We start from the raw sequence: 15,808 nt of genomic DNA, 5'->3' as shown, positions 1-15,808 counted from the left end.
GATGTCCGTCGCGCGGAAGCTGATCGAGGACCATCTGGTCACCGGGACCATGACACCCGGCGAGGAAATCGCGCTGCGGGTGGACCAGACGCTCACCCAGGACGCGACCGGCACGCTGGTGATGCAGGAGCTGGAGTCGCTCGGCCTGGACCGGGCGCGCACCGAAGCCAGCGTGCAGTACGTCGACCACAACCTGTTGCAGGCCGACGAGAAGAACGCCGAGGACCACGCGTTCCTGCGTTCGGCGTGCCGTAAGTACGGGCTGTGGTTCTCCAAGCCCGGCAACGGTGTTTCGCATCCGACGCACATGCAGCGCTTCGGCAGGCCGGGCCGCACGATGGTCGGCTCGGACTCGCACACCTGCGCCGCGGGTTCGCTCGGCATGCTCGCGATCGGTGTCGGCGGCCTCGAGGTCGCGATGGCGATCGCGGGTGAGCCGCTGTACCTGCGGATGCCCCGGATCTGGGGTGTGCGGCTGACCGGGCGCCTGCCGGACTGGGTGTCGGCCAAGGACGTGGTGCTGGAGATGCTGCGCCGCCACGGGGTCAAGGGCGGGCTGAACCGGATCATCGAGTACCACGGCCCCGGCCTCGACACCCTCACGGCGATGGACCGGCACGTCATCGCGAACATGGGCGCGGAACTCGGTGCCACGACGACGGTGTTCCCCTCCGATGGCGCGGTGCGCGATTTCCTGCGGGCCGAGGACCGGGAGGAAGACTTCACGGAGTCGCTGCCCGACGGCGGCTACGACGTCGAGGACGAGATCGACTTGTCCACTGTGGAGCCGTTGATCGCGCGCCCGTCCTCGCCGGACAACGTCGTTCCCGTGCGCGAGGTCGCCGGGACCGGCGTCGGACAGGTCGTGATCGGCTCATCGGCGAATCCCGGCCTGCGTGACTTCGCGATCGCGGCGGCGATGGTCAGGGGACGGCAGACGCGGGACGCGGTGAGCTTCGACGTGAACCCGTCGTCGCGGCAGATCTTCGCCGATCTCACGAAAATGGGCGCCACGCTGGACCTGATCGGGGCGGGCGCGAGGATTCACCAGGCGGGCTGCATGGGGTGCATCGGCATGGGCCAGGCTCCCGCCGTCGGCCACAACTCGCTGCGCACCTTCCCGCGCAACTTTCCCGGGCGCTCGGGCACCAAGGAGGACCGGGTCTGGCTGTGCTCGCCGGAGACCGCCACGGCGGCGGCGCTGACGGGCGTGATCACCGACCCGCGTGACCTGGGCATCGACTATCCGCGGGTGACGCTGCCGGAGCACTCCTCGGTCAACACCGACATGCTCGTACCGCCGCTGCCGCCGGAGGAAGCGGCGCACGAGACCTTGGCGAAGGGCCCGAACATCTCGTCGCTGCCCGATTTCCCGGAGCTGCCGGACCGCATGGAGGCGCCGGTGCTGCTGAAGGTGGGCGACAACGTCTCGACGGACGAGATCTCGCCCGCCGGTGCGCGGTCGCTGCCGTTCCGGTCGAACGTGCCGAAACTCGCGGAGTTCACCTACACCCAGATCGACGAGGACTACCCGCGCCGGGCACGCGAGACGGCCGAGGGGCATTTCCTCGTCGGCGGCGACAACTACGGCCAGGGCTCATCCCGCGAACACGCCGCCATCACGCCCCGCTATCTCGGTCTGCACGCGGTGCTGGCGAAGTCCTTCGCCCGGATCCACTGGCAGAACCTGGCGAACTTCGGGATCCTGGCACTGGAATTCGAGAATCCGGACGATTACGACCGCATCGACCCCGGCGACGTGCTGTCGCTGGAGGGCCTACGGGAGCAGTTGCCGAGCGGGCCCGAGCTGACGGTCCACAACACCACGAAGAACGAGGACTACCACCTGCGCCACCGCTTCTCGCAGCGACAGGTGGAAGCGGTACTGGCAGGCGGCAGAATCCCGTTGCTGGCCAGAACGTGACGCCGCCCGGGCACGGGCGCACGCCGCGGTGCTCACAGACGCAGCGGCTTCACCGGGGCACCGATCGCGGCCGGGTTCTCCCAGTCCACGCCCGGGACGTCCACGTAGAGTTCGATCTCGTTACCGTCCGGGTCGGCGATGTACAGGCTGTGCGTGGCCGTGTGATCGCTCATGCCCAGCACCGGGGTGCCCGCCGCCTTCAGCTGCGCCAGTGCCTCGCGCAGCTCGTCGTCGCTGGTGCCGATCTTCAGGCCGAAGTGGTACATACCAATCCGCCTGCCCTCGGGCATACCCGCCGCGTCCTCGCCGACCTCGATCAGCAGCAGCTCGTGGTGCGTGCGGCCCGAGGGTGCGTTGAACGCCGCGACGGGCACCTTCCCCAGGGTCGCGTCGCCACCGGCCGCCGGCAGAATCTGGCGCCAGCCGAGCACGTCCCGGTAGAACCGCGCCGAACGCTCGATGTCGCGCACGTAGAGCACGACGTGCCCCAGTTCCTTGACCTCCACGGCAAGCCTCCTTGAAACTTCAACAGGAAGCATATCGCGGCAATGGCCGCGGCGCGCGGGTTAGGCGTCGTGATCGGCGGCGACGACGGCGGCCAGCGCATTCAGGGCGGTGTCCGCGTCGGGGCCGTCCGCGCGCAGCACGACCTCGTCACCCCCGCGGGCTCCCAGCCCCATCACCGACAGCAGGCTCCGCGCGTCGACGGGAGCACCGTCGCCGAGACCGATGGTCACCGGCACCGGCTGCTCGGCCGCGGCCTTCACGAAGAGCGCGGCCGGACGCGCGTGCAACCCCACGGACGAGCCCACGACCACCCGTCGTTCCAGCATGACGATTCTCCTCACGGGACCAACTGGTCTGAACCATTTGCCGTCAGCGTACCTTGGGCGGGCCGGAACTGCCACGCACCACGAGTTTCGGCTGGAGCACGATCTCGCGCGGGTCCAGGTCCGGGTCGTTCAGCCGCTCGACGACCGCGTGCACGGCGAGCTCGGCCTGCCGCACCGGATCCTGCCCGACCGTGGTGAGGTCGATGTGCGACAGCCGCGCGAGATGACTGTCGTCGTAGCCGACCACGGACACGTCACCCGGCACGTCGAAACCCGCCCGCCTGATCGAGTCCATGAACCCGAGCGCGCACCGGTCGTTGCTCGCGAACACCGCGGTCGGCAGCTCGCGGCCGCCGGAAAGCAGGGTGCGGGCCGCCTGCGCGCCCGAATCCTCGGTGTGATCGCCCGGCAGCACGCGGATCCGCTCGCCGAGCCCGTGGCGCCGCATCGCGGCCTTGTACGCGCGCCGCCGCTCGGCCGCGCCCGCCTCGTCGCCGCCGTCGATCAGCAGGATCGACGAATGCCCCAGATCGACGAGGTGGTCGATGATCAGCCGCACCCCCTTGGCCTCGGCGACGTGCACCGAGTCCACGGGGGCGCCGGGGAACCGGCGGCCGACGACCACCGCGGGCACCCGCTTGCCGAGCTCGGCGATGTAGCCGGCTTCCAGATGGCCGCCGAGCAGGATCAGCCCTTCGCAGCGGTGGCCGAGCAGCGCCTCGATGACCTTGGGCTCGTCACGCAGCGGTGGCAGCGCGGCCGACAGCAGGATCTCGTAGCCGAGCTGCTCGGCGATCGGATAGATGCCCTCCACCAGATCGGCGTGGAACATGTTGCGCACGGTCAGCATCACGCCGAGCACCTTGCTGCGCGAGCGGGCGAGCAGGCGCGCGGCGTTGTCGGGCCGGTATCCCAGCTCACGCGCGGCCGCGAACACCTTCTCGCGCGTCTCGTCGCTCGCACCGGGCTCGTTGCGGAACACGAGCGACACCAGCGCACGCGACACCCCGACGTGGGCCGCTACGTCGGCCATCGTCGGGCGCCGGTCTCGTGCGCGCTGGGCAGCCATGGCTCGATCCTGCCTGTCGGGGAAAACCGGTTGTCCGCCGGGGCTTGACACACCAGTGTGACGAGCAGCATAGTACCCAACTACTAGAGCGCGCTAGTAGAGCGCGACAGGCAGGCAAGCGGGGATGGCGGGCATCACGACCGCGCGTGCCGTCCCGGCCGCCGCGCCTGCCGCCCCTTCCCCATCGCACAAAGAGGTGCACACGATGAGAAGAAACCGCAAACTTGTCGCACTGGCCGCGCTCGCGGCGGCCGCGCTGGCCCTGGCCGCGTGCAGCAGCAAGGGCGGAGCACAGTCCCAGCAGCAGGGCGGCGCGCCCAACGCGGGCAGCGCGAACACCGCCCGGATCAAGATCGCGATGATCACCCACGAAACCCCCGGTGACACGTTCTGGGACATCATCCGCAAGGGCGCGCAGGCCGCCGCGGCCAAGGACAACGTCGATCTCGTCTACTCCAGCGATCCCGACGGGTCCAAACAGGCGACGCTCGTGCAGAACGCGATCGACCAGAAGGTCGACGGCATCGCGGTCACCCTCGCCCACCCCGACGCGATGAGCGGCGTCGTGGCCAAGGCCAAGGCGGCGGGCATCCCGGCCGTCGGGTTCAACTCGGGCCTGGACAACTGGGCGCAGGCCGGGCTGATGGAGTACTTCGGCTCCGACGAGAACCTCGCGGGCCAGGCCTTCGGCAACCGGCTCAACGACGTCGGCGCGAAGCACGCGCTCTGCGTGATCCACGAACAGGGCCAGGTGGCGCTGCAGTCCCGCTGCGCCGGCCTGCAGCAGGCCTTCAAGGGGCAGACCGAGATCCTCTACGTCAACGGGCAGGACCAGACGGCCTCCCAGTCCACGATGCAGGCCAAACTGCAGCAGGACCGCTCCATCGACTTCGTCGCCACGCTCGGCGCGCCGATGGCACTGCTGGCCGTGCAGTCCGTCCAGGGTGCGGGCAGCTCGGCGAAGGTGGCGACATTCGACACCAACAAGGCACTCGTCAACGCGATCAAGGACGGCTCGGTCCAGTGGGCCGTGGACCAGCAGCCCTACCTGCAGGGCTACCTCGCCGTCGACGCGCTGTGGCTGTACAAGTACAACGGCAACACCATCGGCGGCGGCAAGAGCACGCTGACCGGTCCCGCCTTCATCGACAAGTCGAACATCGACACCGTGGCCCAGTTCGCGAACAACGGCACCCGGTAGGAAGTCATGGTTCAGGCAGTAGCCCCCACCCCCGCGACGAAGGCCGCGCGGTCACAGGCCGCGCACCGGTCCTTCCTCCGTCGCGCGATCGCACGGCCGGAGCTGAGCTCGCTGCTCGGCGCGGTGTGCGTGTTCGTCCTGTTCTTCGTGGTCGCTCCCCCGTTCCGGGAAGCGGCGTCACTGTCCACTGTGCTCTATTCCAGCTCGACCATCGGCATCGTCGCGGTACCCGTGGCGCTGCTGATGATCGGCGGCGAGTTCGACCTGTCCGCGGGCGTCGCGGTCACCGCCTCGTCGCTGACCGCGTCCATCATGGCCTTCCAGCTGTCCCTCAACGTCTGGATCGGGATCATCGCGGCACTCGGGCTGTCGCTGCTGGTCGGTTTCTGCAACGGCTACCTGGTGATGCGCACCAGACTGCCGAGCTTTCTGATCACACTGGCCTCGTTCTTGATGTTGCAGGGCCTCAACCTGGCGATCACCAAGATGGTCACCGGCAACGTGGCCACGGACTCGATCTCCGACATGGACGGGTTCGGCTCGGCGAAGGCGGTGTTCGCCGCCGACGTGCCGATCGGCGGCGTCAACGTCAAGGTCACCGTGTTCTGGTGGATCGCCTTCGTCGCCGTGGCGACCTGGATCCTGTTGCGCACCAAGGTCGGCAACTGGATCTACGCCGTCGGCGGGCAGGCCGACTCCGCCCGCGCGGTCGGCGTTCCGGTGAAGTGGACCAAGATCGGCCTGTTCATGGCGGTCGGCTTCGGCGCCTGGTTCGTCGGCATGCACCAGCTGTTCGCGTTCGACTCGGTGCAGTCCGGCATCGGCGTCGGCAACGAACTGCTCTACATCGCGGCCGCGGTGATCGGCGGCTGCCTGCTCACCGGCGGTTACGGCTCGGCCGTCGGCGCGGCGATCGGCGCGCTGATCTACGGCATGACCACGCAGGGCATCGTGTACGCGGGCTGGAACCCGGACTGGCTGAAGTTCTTCGTCGGCGCCACGCTGCTCGTCGCGACGCTGCTCAACATGTGGGTGCGGCTGCGCACCTCGAGGAGGTGAGGACATGGGCAGGCCGTTCGTGGAACTCGACGGTGTCGGCAAGAGCTACGGCAACATCTCCGCGTTGCGCGACGTCAGCGTCACCGTGCCGGAGGCGATGGTGACGTGCGTGCTCGGGGACAACGGTGCGGGCAAATCCACCCTCATCAAGATCATCTCCGGGCTGCACCAGCACGACGAGGGCCGGTACCTGGTCGAGGGCGAGCCGGTGCGGTTCGGCTCGCCACGCGAGGCCCTGGATCGCGGCATCGCGACCGTGTACCAGGATCTCGCGGTCGTGCCGCTCATGCCGGTGTGGCGCAACTTCTTCCTCGGTTCCGAACCCACGGTCGGGGTGTGGCCGGTGCGCCGGATCGACGTGCGGAGGATGCGCGAGACCACCGACGCCGAGCTGAAGAAGATGGGCATCGACCTGCCGGACGTGGACCTGCCGATCGGCAGCCTCTCCGGCGGGCAGCGCCAGTGCGTCGCGATCGCACGGGCGATCTACTTCGGCGCCCGGGTGCTGATCCTCGACGAGCCGACCGCGGCGCTCGGGGTGAAGCAGTCCGGGGTCGTGCTCAAGTACATCGCCGCCGCGCGCGACGCCGGGCTCGGCGTCGTGTTCATCACGCACAACCCGCATCACGCGTTCATGGTCGGCGACCACTTCGTCGTGCTGCGGCAGGGAGAAGTGGAGCTCAACGCCACGCGGGCCGAGCTGACACTGGACGATCTCACCCACCACATGGCGGGCGGCACGGAACTGGACACGCTGCGCCACGAGATCGACCGCATCCAGGCGCCCGAGATGGGCGCGCTGCAGGAGACGAGCCGAGGAACATGAGGGCCATCCACCACGTCGCGATCACCGTTCGCGACCTCGGCGAGGCGGTCGAGTTCTACACGCGAGTACTGGGCTTCGGCTTGCGCACCGACCGCCCGCAGGGCTTCGGGCCCGGCGCGTGGCTGGACGTCGGCGATCAGCAGGTGCACCTGATCGCCGGCACACCGCCCCAGGCGCGGGGCCAGCATTTCGCGGTGCTGGTCGACGATCTGGACGCCACCGTCGGGCAGTTGCGGGCGGCCGGAACCCAGGTCAGCGATCCCGCACCGGTCGGGACCGCGCGGCAGTCGTTCCTGTCCGATCCCTCCGGAAACGCCATCGAACTGCACGAAAGGACGTCATGAGCGCGAACTCGATCGGCGTCGCCGTGATCGGCGCCGGGATGGCGGGCCGTGCCCACGCGGCGGGTTATCGCGGCGCGGGCACGGTTTTCGGGCTGGACCGGCCGGAGGTCCGGCTGGTCGCGATCGCCGACATCAACACCGGACTGGCCGAGGACGCGCGCCGCCGGTACGGCTTCGAGCGGATCGAGGCGGACTGGCGGGCGCTCGCCGAAGCGTCCGATGTGGACGCCGTGAGCGTGGTGGTGGCCAACCAGCTGCACCGCGAGATGCTGGAAACCCTGCTGGCGGCGGGGAAACACGTGCTGTGCGAGAAACCGCTCGCGCCGACGGTCGCCGACGGCCGGGCCATGGCACGGGCGGCGGCGGCCTCCGACCGGGTCGCGGCGGTCGGGTTCACCTACCGCCGCTCCCCCGCCGCGTCCGCGATCCGGGACGAGCTGGCGAGCGGGCGGCTGGGCGAAGTGTTCCACTTCAACGGCCACGCCTGGTACGACTACGCGCTCGATCCGCTCACGCCGATGAGCTGGCGGTACCGGGGCGGGCCCGGCACCGGGATCCTCGCCGACACCGGAAGTCATCTGCTGGATCTCGCCGAATACCTGTGCGGGCCGGTCACGCGGGTCAGCGGCGGGATGCTGACGACCGTCATCGGCGAGCGCCCGGTCCCGGTGGGCCCGACCGTCGGGCACGGGCGCGCGGAGCTGACCGGGGAGAGCGCGCCGGTGGAGAACGAGGACATCGTGAGCTTCAGCGCACGGTTCGCCTCCGGCACGCTCGGCACGTTCTCCGCGTCGCGGGTCGCTCACGGGCTGCCCGACGGGCTGGCGTTCGAACTGTTCTGCCGCAACGGCTCCGCGTCGTTCGACCTGCACCGGGCGAGTGAGTTCGTCATCTCCGACAACGCGCCGCGGCCGGAGCTCAACGGCCACCGGCGGGTGTTCGTCGGGCCGGAACATCCATTCGTCCGCAATGGACTGCCGATGGATTCGCCCGGGGCCGGGCATGGCACCGCCGACATGTTCGTCTACCAGGCGAGGTCCTTTTTGGACCAGATCGCCGGGATCAAGGAGCTGCCGCCGTGCGCGACGATCGAGGACGGCGTGCACGGCCTGGAAGTGCTCGCCGCGGTCGTCGAATCGGCCCGCCGTGACGGAGCCGCCGTCGATGTGGAAGGGAAGGGGAACGGATGAGGTTCGGCGCGTACACCGCCTGCCTGCACGACAAGACCCTGGACGAGGCGCTGGCGACACTGCGCGGCCTCGGGCTGGACAGCGTCGAGGTCAACGCGGGCGGGTTCATCCCGGCGCCGCACATCCACGTCGACGCGTTGCTGGCCGGCGCCCGCGCCCGCCGCGAGTACCTGGCGCGCATCGCCGATCACGGGATCGCGCTCACCGGGCTCAACGTCAACGGCAATCCGCTGCATCCCGACCTCGCGGTGAGCAGCAAGCACGCGAGCGATCTGCACAAGACGATCGAGCTGGCGGGCTTGCTCGGGGTGCGCAACGTGGTCACGATGTCCGGTCAGCCGGGTGCCCATCCCGGCGGGCTGGCGCCTGCGTGGGTGGTCGAGCCGTGGCACTCGGCCGCCAGCGAGGTACTCGAGTACCAGTGGACCGAGGTCGTGGTCCCGTTCTGGCGCGACATCGAGCAGCGGGCGCGCCGCGCGGACGTGCGGGTGTGCATCGAGATGCACCCGCACAACGTGGTCTACAACCCGGCGACGCTGACCAGGCTGATCGAGCGCGTCGGCGCGACCAACGTCGGCGCGGAAATGGACCCGTCGCACCTGTTCTGGCAAGGGATCGAGCCCGTCGTCGCGATCGAGTACCTTGGCGACCGGGTGTTCCACGCGGCGGCCAAGGACGTGCGGATCAACGAGGAGCACTGCCGCCTCAACGGGGTGCTCGATGACCGGTTCCGCGCACCGGATCCGGGTTCGGCGACCGGGCTGGGCGGGCGGTACGTGGCCAACCTGTTCCCGGAACAGGCGCCGTGGGAGTTCGTGTCGGTCGGGCGCGGGCACGACGTCGCGTACTGGGCGGATTTCCTCGCCGCGCTGGCGAAGGCGGATCCGGACATCGCGGTCAACATCGAACACGAGGACGTCGAACTCGGCCAGCTCGAAGGACTGACCGTGGCGGCGGAGACGTTGCTCGCGGCCAGAAAGCGCATACTCTCGGCCGCATGATCGGCATCGTGCATCCCGGCAACATGGGCGCCGCGATCGCGGGCCTGCTCGACAAGGCGGCGTGGGCTTCGCAGGGGCGAAGCTCCGCGACACGAGTGCGTGCGGCGGGGTTGACCGACCTCGGCACGATCGCGCGGCTGAAGGACAACTGCGAGATCGTGCTGTCCGTGTGCCCGCCGCACGCCGCGGTGGAGACCGCGCGCCAGTTCCGCGACTATCCGGGTCTCTACGCGGACTTGAACGCGATCAGCCCGGCCACCTGTGCCGAGGTGGCCAGGCTCGTGCCGCGGTTCGTGGACGGCGGCATCATCGGCCCGCCGCCGGTGCACGCGGGCACGACGCGCGTGTACCTGGCCGGGCCGCAGTCGCCGGCCGTCGCCGCGTTGTTCGAGGGCACCGCGCTCGACGCCCGTGTCCTGCCCGGGCCTGCCGGCGACGCGTCGGCGTTGAAGATGACCTATGCCGCGTGGACGAAGGGCACGACCGCGCTCCTGCTCGCGACCCGGGCGGCCGCGCGGTCGCTCGGCGTCGAGGACGAGCTGCTGCGGGAGTGGGAGCTGAGCCAGCCCTCGCTGCCGGGGCGGTCGCAGGACGCGGCGCGGCTGGGAAGGGAACGCGGCTGGCGGTGGGCCTACGAACTGGAGGAGACCGGGCGCACGTTCGCCGACGCGGGCCTGCCGGACGGGTTCGGCATTGCGGCGGGCGAGGTCTACCGGCGGCTGCCGCGCGACGGCGACGGTGACGCGTTCAGCTACCTGACAGGGCCTGGGTCTCCCCGTAGCTGAGGATGTCACCCTCGACCGTGCCGCCCGCGGCGATGGTGTCGGCGGCTCGGACGGCCGCGGACAGGCCCGCGCGGTACAGCAGGGAACCGCAGCTGACGCGCCGGACACCGAGCTCGGCGAGCCGCGCGAAGGACGGGCCGACCGGCAGGTACAAGACGTTCAGCGGCACGTCGACCGCGGCCACCGCGGCCGAGATGGACTCCTCGTCGGCCAATCCGGGGATGAACACGCCGTCCGCCCCCGCGTCCACATAGGACCGAACGCGGTCGAGGGCCTCGGCCATCAGGTCGGTTCCCTCCGGTTTGAGCCAGTGCGTGTCGGTGCGCGCGTTGACGAACAGTCCGCTGGTCTTCGCGGCCGCGATCACCTCGCAGCGGTGGCCGACCTCCCCGAGCGCGTCCTCGATGTTGACGCCCGCGACGCCGAGTGCGGCCAGTTCGCGGGTCAGCGACGCCACCTCGGCGGGGTCGTCGCTGAACCCGGTCTCGATGTCGACGGTGATCAGGCACGGCAGCCGGGCGAGCCGCCGGGCCAGCGCGAGTGTCTCCTCGCGTGCGAGCCCCTCCCCGTCGGGAAGCCCGGCCGCCGCCGCGACGCCGAGGCTCGTGGTCCCGACCGCCGGATAGCCGCGGGCGGCGAGCGCGGCGGTGGACGCGAAGTCCCAGGCGTTGGGCAGCAGGAACGGTGTGGCGTGCAGTTCGGCGAACGTGGTCATCGCAGTACCTCCAGTACTCCTCGCGCGAGTGCGATCGCGTGTTCCCGCCCAGGGCAGGCGTGCGCGCCGAAGCCGAACGGCCACCCGGCAGGCCGGGCGGATCGGGCATCGGTGGTTCCATGTCCCCGACGCTAGGGCCGGAACATGTCGGCCGCCGCCGACATGACGGCAGGCGTCAGCCCAGTGCGCGGCCGATGCCGCGGCCCGCGGCGCGGACCAGTGGCGCCAGCGCCGCCGGTTGCGCGCCCTCGGCGTGCACCACCAGCGATACCGCCGCGACCACCTCGCCGCTCCCGTCGACCACCGGCGCCGCGACCGAAAGGCCGTCCATCGTGACCTGCCCGTCGCTGACCGCGTAGCCGTTGCGGCGCACGGCCGCGAGGACCTCACGCAGGCGGGCCGGGTTCGTGATCGTCTTCGGGTTCCACGCCTGCAGCGGCGCGGCCAGCACTTCCTCCTGCACCTCGGCGGGCGCGTGCGCGAGCAGCACGAGCCCCACCCCGGTCGCGTGCAGGGCGAACCGGCCGCCGACACGCGTCAGCACGGGCACCGCGTGCCTGCCCGCGATCCGCTCGACGAACACCAGCTCCAGTCCCTCGCGCACGGCGAGCTGCACGTTCTCCCGCGTGACCTCGTACAGATCCTCCAGGAAGGGCATCGCGGCCTCGCGCAGGGCGAGCCCGCGCGGCGCCAGCGACGCCACCTCCCACAGCCGCAGCCCGATGCGGTACCGGCCGTCGGCGCCACGCTCCAGCGCACCCCAGTCGACCAGCTCCGCCGCCCGCCGGTGCGCCGTGGCCAGCGAGATGCCCGCCCGCCGCGCCAGCTCCGAGAGCGTCATCGCCGGACACTCCGGGCTGAACGCGTCGAGCAGCGCCAGGACCTTGCTGGTGACCGAACCCACGGCTACAAGTCGAGCACGAGCCGCGGCCCTCGGCATCTGGACACGCAGATCATCATCGTGTCGTTCGCGGCCTGTTCCTCCGCGGTGAGCAGTGAGTCACGGTGCTCGACCACGCCGTCGAGCACCGGTGTCTCGCACGTGCCGCAGGTGCCTTCCTCGCACGAGAACATCACCGGCACCCCGGCCTCGTCCAGCACGTCCAGGATCGACCGGTCTTCGGGCACCGTGAGCGTTCTGCCCGTCTGCGCCAGCTCGACCTCGAAACCGCTCGACTCCCCGGTGATCTCCTTGGGTGCGAACCGTTCGACGTGCACGCCGGGGCACCGCGCCTCGACCGCGGCCAGCAGTGGTTCCGGCCCGCAGCAGTAGACCTCGGCCTGCTCGTCCACCAGCGAGCCCAGGTCGAGCAGGCCCGTCTCGTCCTGCGGGTGGATGCTGACCCGGTCGCCGTACTTGGCGCACAGCTCGTCGCGGAAGGCCATGGACGCCCTGGTCCGCCCGCCGTACACCAGCCGCCACTGCGCGCCCGCGGCGTCGGCCGCCGCGACCATCGGCACGATCGGCGTGATGCCGATGCCGCCGGCGATGAACAGGTATTGGGGCGCGTCCACGAGCGCGAAGTTGTTGCGCGGACCGCGAATCTCCATCAGGTCACCGTCGGCCAGCTCGTCGTGCACGAACCGCGAGCCGCCCCGGCCGCCGTCCTCGCGCAGCACCGCGACCCGCAGCACCGACCGGTCCGCCGGATCGCCGCACAGCGAGTACTGGCGCACCAGATCGGGCCGCAGCACCAGGTCCACGTGCGCGCCGGGCTCCCACGAGGGCACGGGCCCGCCGTCGGGATCCCGCAACTCGAGGCACACCACACCCTCGGCGAGGAATTCCTTGCGTACCAACAGTTTCATGACACTCCAGCCAGTTGCCTGCCCGCGGCGGGCACGGCGATCCCGTGCCCGTCCGGGTGCGCGAGCAGCCAGTCCCACAGCTCCACCGGATCCTCCGACTCGTGCTCGGCGCCGCAATGGCACACACCGACGAGAATGTCGGTGCCGAGCCTCCAGTGGACGCGGTTGACGTTGTCGCCGCGCAGCATCGCCACCCTGGTCATTTCACGGCGGCCTTCGTGCGCTCGCCGGCCATCCGTTTCAGGATACGGCGCGCCGCGAGGCCGCCGGTGTCGATGTTGACCGACAGCTCCTGGTAGCCCTCCGGTTCGGCCTGGATGACCTGTTCGAGAATGTCCAGCGCGACGACGTCCTGCAGCACGACGGTCCGGTTGCTCTCGGCGAGGAAGTCGGAGACCTCCTGGTCGCCGAGAGCGAAATCCCTTGCCACCGCCCAGAAATCATGGGTGCTGTGCTCGGTCTCCGGGGTGATCGCGTACACCACCTCGACGTGGAAACCGTCGGGATCGTTGCCGTCGGCCTCCGGCAGTACCCCGACCGGGGCGATCCGGCTGTGCAGCAGGTACAGGCACGGCGGGTGGTATTCGATGTCCTGCCAGCGCGTGATGCGGCCCTCGATCCCGGTGGACTTGGCGTAGAACGGCGGGCACGCGGCGTCGTCCATGTGCCTGCTGACGTAGATGATGCCGCGGTCCTCGTCGACCTCGGTGGTGATCGGCGTGTTCGCCACCTCCGGCGTGCCGATGTGGCCGCCGTGCAGGTAGGTCTCGTGGGACAGATCCATCAGGTTGTCCACGAGCAGCTCGTAGCGTGCCTTGAGCGGTTCGAGGCCGGACACGGTCGTGTAGCCGGGGTCGGCGAGCCAGGGCGCGCGCGGGATCAGCGACTCGTCGGCCTTGTCGTTGTCGCCGATCCAGACCCAGACGAAGGAGTCCCGCTCGACCACCGGATAGGCGGGCACGCGCGCGGTGCGCGGGATGCGGGACTGGCCGGGCACGAACACGCAGCCGCCGCCGGTGTCGTAGGTGAAGCCGTGGTAACCGCAGACGACGTTGTCGCCGTCGAGCCTGCTTTGCGACAGCGGGTAGCGCCGGTGCACGCACCGGTCGGCCAGTGCGACGACCTCGCCGGCGACGGTGCGGTAGAACACGATCGGCTCGCCGAGAATCGTCCTCGCGAACAGGTCCCGCCCGACCTCGCGGCCGTAGGCGGCGACGTACCACTGGTCGCGCACGAACGTACTCATCTGCAACTCCTTCGGTGTAGACGGTCCGGGCAACCCTCGCCCGCGGCGCCCCTGGTCAACCAGCTCCGTTTTCACCAGTTGAAAGGATTTCGCGCGGCCGCGAGGTCGGATATCCGCCAGCACCGGCGCCCCGCGCGGGGCAGATTCGCGGATATGGAAGGGATCATCGACCGGTTCGTCACGGCGGGCGCCGGGTTCGAGCGGCTGCTTCGCTCGGTTCGCCCGGGGCAGTGGGCGTCGCCGACTCCGTGCAGCGAATGGAATGTGCGCCGGCTGGTCAACCATGTGGCGCGGGGGAATCTCAACTACGTGGCCCTGTTGGAGGGCGGCACCGGCGCGGAGTTCCTGCGGATGCGGGATCTCGACGCGCTGGGCGGCGACCCGGTCGCCACGTATGCGGCCTCGGTCCGGAACTGCGCCGAGGCGTTCGCCCGGCCCGGGGTGCTGGAGCGGACGCTGGACTACCCCCTGGGCCCGGTCTCGGGAGGGCAGGCGCTCGCCGTGCGCACCACCGACACCGTCATCCACACCTGGGATCTCGCCCGGGCGCTCGGCGCCGGCGAGCGCCTCGATCCCGGCCTGGTCGCGTGGATCGACGACCATCTCGACGAGATCTACGCGGGCCTGGCGGAAACCCCCGTCGCCGACGGCACGACCCACCGGTTCTTCGCGGCTCCCCCAGCAACGCTCACCGCCGACGCGTCACGCCAGAGCCGCCTGCTGCACCGGATGGGCAGAAAGCCGTGAGGGACCCCCTTCGCGGCGCACAGCGCCATCAGGGGGTCCCTCACGGCCGGGACCAGCGGCCAGGGTTCAGGCCGAGGCCGGGGCCAGCTCCTGACCCGCGGGCTCCGCGGTGCGCGCCTTGAGCCGCGGCCGACGGCCGAGCAGCCCGTAGGCAGCGCCGACCAGCAGCCCGCCGCCGACGAGGTTGCCGAGCCCGACGAACAGCAGGTTCTTGGCGAACACGGCGGCGGTCGCGCCGGGCGTGCCCTCCATCATGCCGAGCGAGAACACCGTCATGTTCGCCACGACGTGCTCGAACCCGGAGGTGATGAAGGCGAGCAGGCACCAGAAGATCAGCATGAGCTTCGCGCCGTCGGACTTGGTGCGCATGCCCATCCACACCGCGAGGCAGACCAGCATGTTGCACAGGACGCCGCGGAAGAACATGGCGCCCGCGGATTCGGCCGCCTTGGCCTTGACGACCGCGGCGAGCATCGCGGCGCCCGGCGCGACGTGACCGGGGGTGCCGCCGATCGACATGACCCCGCCGGCGTGCACCAGCCACGAGAACACGATCGATCCGATCAGGTTGCCGACGAAGGAACCGAGGATCACGCCGATCCCGGCCATGACGCCGCGGCGGCGGGAGATGGCGCCCTGCACCATCGTCATCATGTTGCCGGTGGACAGCTCCGCCCCGGCGAAGATGACCAGGGTCAACGCGATGCCGAAGACAAGGCCCTGCACGACCTTGGTGAACGGCGAGTTCGCCGCGTTGAGCGGTCCGGATGCCGACACCATCAGCACGATGCCGATCCCGATGTAGGCACCGGCGAGCATGGAGCTCACGAGATAACGGCCAGGACTACGCAGGTCCTCGATCTTCCCCGCGGCGGCCACGGCCTGGTCCTCGAGGGCTTCGGATACTGGAATTGGCACGGTTGAAGGTCCTCCCGAATGGACTCGATACGCCGTTCAGACGATCGCGGAGTCATTCGAACCAGCCCTGAGAACGAGGCTGTAGCCGCCAGGTCAGCAGGGCGTATCGAAACGCGCACGTCCCTGCCGGTTCACCGTGAA

The 15,808-nt window shown here is 70.1% G+C and carries 18 protein-coding genes; 9 read left to right on the top strand and 9 right to left on the bottom strand.

All coding sequences use genetic code 11. The features are described 5' to 3' along the window. The first annotated feature begins 1 nt into the window (after position 1). Positions 2-1,924, top strand: coding sequence for an aconitate hydratase (locus HFP15_RS12210; RefSeq protein WP_168514774.1), 1,923 nt, complete (start codon positions 2-4; stop codon positions 1,922-1,924). Between the two features lie 32 nt (positions 1,925-1,956). Here HFP15_RS12210 and HFP15_RS12205 read toward each other — a convergent pair whose 3' ends face one another. From HFP15_RS12205 to HFP15_RS12195, 3 genes are read right to left on the bottom strand one after another with little or no spacing between them, the layout of a single operon-like run. Further along, complete coding sequence (locus HFP15_RS12205) at positions 1,957-2,430, bottom strand: VOC family protein (protein ID WP_168514772.1); 474 nt, start codon at positions 2,428-2,430, stop codon at positions 1,957-1,959. 60 nt (positions 2,431-2,490) lie between these two features. Further along, positions 2,491-2,757: an HPr family phosphocarrier protein gene (locus HFP15_RS12200; RefSeq protein WP_168514770.1), complete on the bottom strand. Its 267-nt coding sequence runs from the start codon at positions 2,755-2,757 to the stop codon at positions 2,491-2,493. 43 nt (positions 2,758-2,800) lie between these two features. Next, positions 2,801-3,826, bottom strand: coding sequence for a LacI family DNA-binding transcriptional regulator (locus HFP15_RS12195; RefSeq protein ID WP_246271622.1), 1,026 nt, complete (start codon positions 3,824-3,826; stop codon positions 2,801-2,803). Positions 3,827-4,031: 205 nt separating this feature from the next. On the opposite strand from HFP15_RS12195, the gene HFP15_RS12190 reads away from it, so the two are divergent. Genes HFP15_RS12190 through HFP15_RS12160 form a run of 7 tightly spaced genes read left to right on the top strand, consistent with a single transcriptional unit; the run spans position 4,032 to position 10,232 of the window. Further along, the gene (locus tag HFP15_RS12190; RefSeq protein ID WP_168514768.1) at positions 4,032-5,027 is read left to right on the top strand and encodes a substrate-binding domain-containing protein; all 996 of its coding nucleotides are present in this window, start codon (positions 4,032-4,034) and stop codon (positions 5,025-5,027) included. 6 nt (positions 5,028-5,033) lie between these two features. Beyond that, the gene (locus HFP15_RS12185) at positions 5,034-6,086 is read left to right on the top strand and encodes an ABC transporter permease (protein WP_168514766.1); all 1,053 of its coding nucleotides are present in this window, start codon (positions 5,034-5,036) and stop codon (positions 6,084-6,086) included. 4 nt (positions 6,087-6,090) lie between these two features. After that, on the top strand, positions 6,091-6,912 hold the full coding sequence (locus tag HFP15_RS12180) for an ATP-binding cassette domain-containing protein (protein ID WP_168514764.1): 822 nt from the start codon (positions 6,091-6,093) through the stop codon (positions 6,910-6,912). Then, on the top strand, positions 6,909-7,256 hold the full coding sequence (locus tag HFP15_RS12175; RefSeq protein ID WP_168514762.1) for a VOC family protein: 348 nt from the start codon (positions 6,909-6,911) through the stop codon (positions 7,254-7,256). Before HFP15_RS12180 ends, HFP15_RS12175 begins: the two co-directional genes overlap by 4 nt. Next, positions 7,253-8,446 (top strand): Gfo/Idh/MocA family protein, encoded by a 1,194-nt coding sequence (locus HFP15_RS12170; protein WP_168514760.1) that lies wholly within the window; start codon positions 7,253-7,255, stop codon positions 8,444-8,446. The genes HFP15_RS12175 and HFP15_RS12170 overlap by 4 nt, the downstream gene beginning before the upstream one ends. Continuing rightward, entirely contained in the window at positions 8,443-9,447 is a 1,005-nt protein-coding gene (locus HFP15_RS12165) for a sugar phosphate isomerase/epimerase family protein (protein WP_168514758.1), read from the top strand. The genes HFP15_RS12170 and HFP15_RS12165 overlap by 4 nt, the downstream gene beginning before the upstream one ends. Next, entirely contained in the window at positions 9,444-10,232 is a 789-nt protein-coding gene (locus HFP15_RS12160) for an NAD(P)-dependent oxidoreductase (RefSeq protein ID WP_168514756.1), read from the top strand. Before HFP15_RS12165 ends, HFP15_RS12160 begins: the two co-directional genes overlap by 4 nt. On the opposite strand, the gene HFP15_RS12155 is transcribed toward HFP15_RS12160, so the two are convergent. The 5 genes from HFP15_RS12155 to HFP15_RS12135 form a co-directional block, all read right to left on the bottom strand. Then, the gene (locus HFP15_RS12155) at positions 10,195-10,947 is read right to left on the bottom strand and encodes an isocitrate lyase/PEP mutase family protein (RefSeq protein ID WP_168514754.1); all 753 of its coding nucleotides are present in this window, start codon (positions 10,945-10,947) and stop codon (positions 10,195-10,197) included. The genes HFP15_RS12160 and HFP15_RS12155 overlap by 38 nt on opposite strands. Before the next feature lie 175 nt (positions 10,948-11,122). Beyond that, the gene (locus tag HFP15_RS12150; RefSeq protein WP_210717129.1) at positions 11,123-11,887 is read right to left on the bottom strand and encodes an IclR family transcriptional regulator; all 765 of its coding nucleotides are present in this window, start codon (positions 11,885-11,887) and stop codon (positions 11,123-11,125) included. After that, entirely contained in the window at positions 11,854-12,756 is a 903-nt protein-coding gene (locus tag HFP15_RS12145) for a PDR/VanB family oxidoreductase (RefSeq protein WP_168514752.1), read from the bottom strand. The genes HFP15_RS12150 and HFP15_RS12145 overlap by 34 nt, the downstream gene beginning before the upstream one ends. Then, positions 12,753-12,959, bottom strand: coding sequence for a hypothetical protein (locus tag HFP15_RS12140; RefSeq protein ID WP_168514750.1), 207 nt, complete (start codon positions 12,957-12,959; stop codon positions 12,753-12,755). The genes HFP15_RS12145 and HFP15_RS12140 overlap by 4 nt, the downstream gene beginning before the upstream one ends. Then, positions 12,956-14,002, bottom strand: a complete 1,047-nt coding sequence (locus tag HFP15_RS12135; RefSeq protein WP_168514748.1) for an aromatic ring-hydroxylating dioxygenase subunit alpha — start codon at positions 14,000-14,002, stop codon at positions 12,956-12,958. Before HFP15_RS12135 ends, HFP15_RS12140 begins: the two co-directional genes overlap by 4 nt. 153 nt (positions 14,003-14,155) lie before the next feature. Here HFP15_RS12135 and HFP15_RS12130 point away from each other — a divergent pair, with 153 nt between their 5' ends. Beyond that, complete coding sequence (locus tag HFP15_RS12130) at positions 14,156-14,749, top strand: TIGR03086 family metal-binding protein (protein ID WP_168514746.1); 594 nt, start codon at positions 14,156-14,158, stop codon at positions 14,747-14,749. A gap of 66 nt (positions 14,750-14,815) precedes the next feature. Here the strand turns inward: HFP15_RS12130 and HFP15_RS12125 are convergent, their stop codons facing one another. After that, a complete protein-coding gene (locus HFP15_RS12125) occupies positions 14,816-15,667 on the bottom strand; it encodes a formate/nitrite transporter family protein (protein ID WP_168514744.1) in 852 nt (283 codons plus the stop codon). Positions 15,668-15,808 lie beyond the last annotated feature (141 nt).

The organism is Amycolatopsis acididurans, assembly GCF_012328925.1.
GTDB lineage: Bacteria > Actinomycetota > Actinomycetes > Mycobacteriales > Pseudonocardiaceae > Amycolatopsis_E > Amycolatopsis_E acididurans.
The sequence above is the reverse complement of the archived record's forward strand: the minus strand, read 5'-3'. Positions and strand labels throughout refer to the sequence as shown.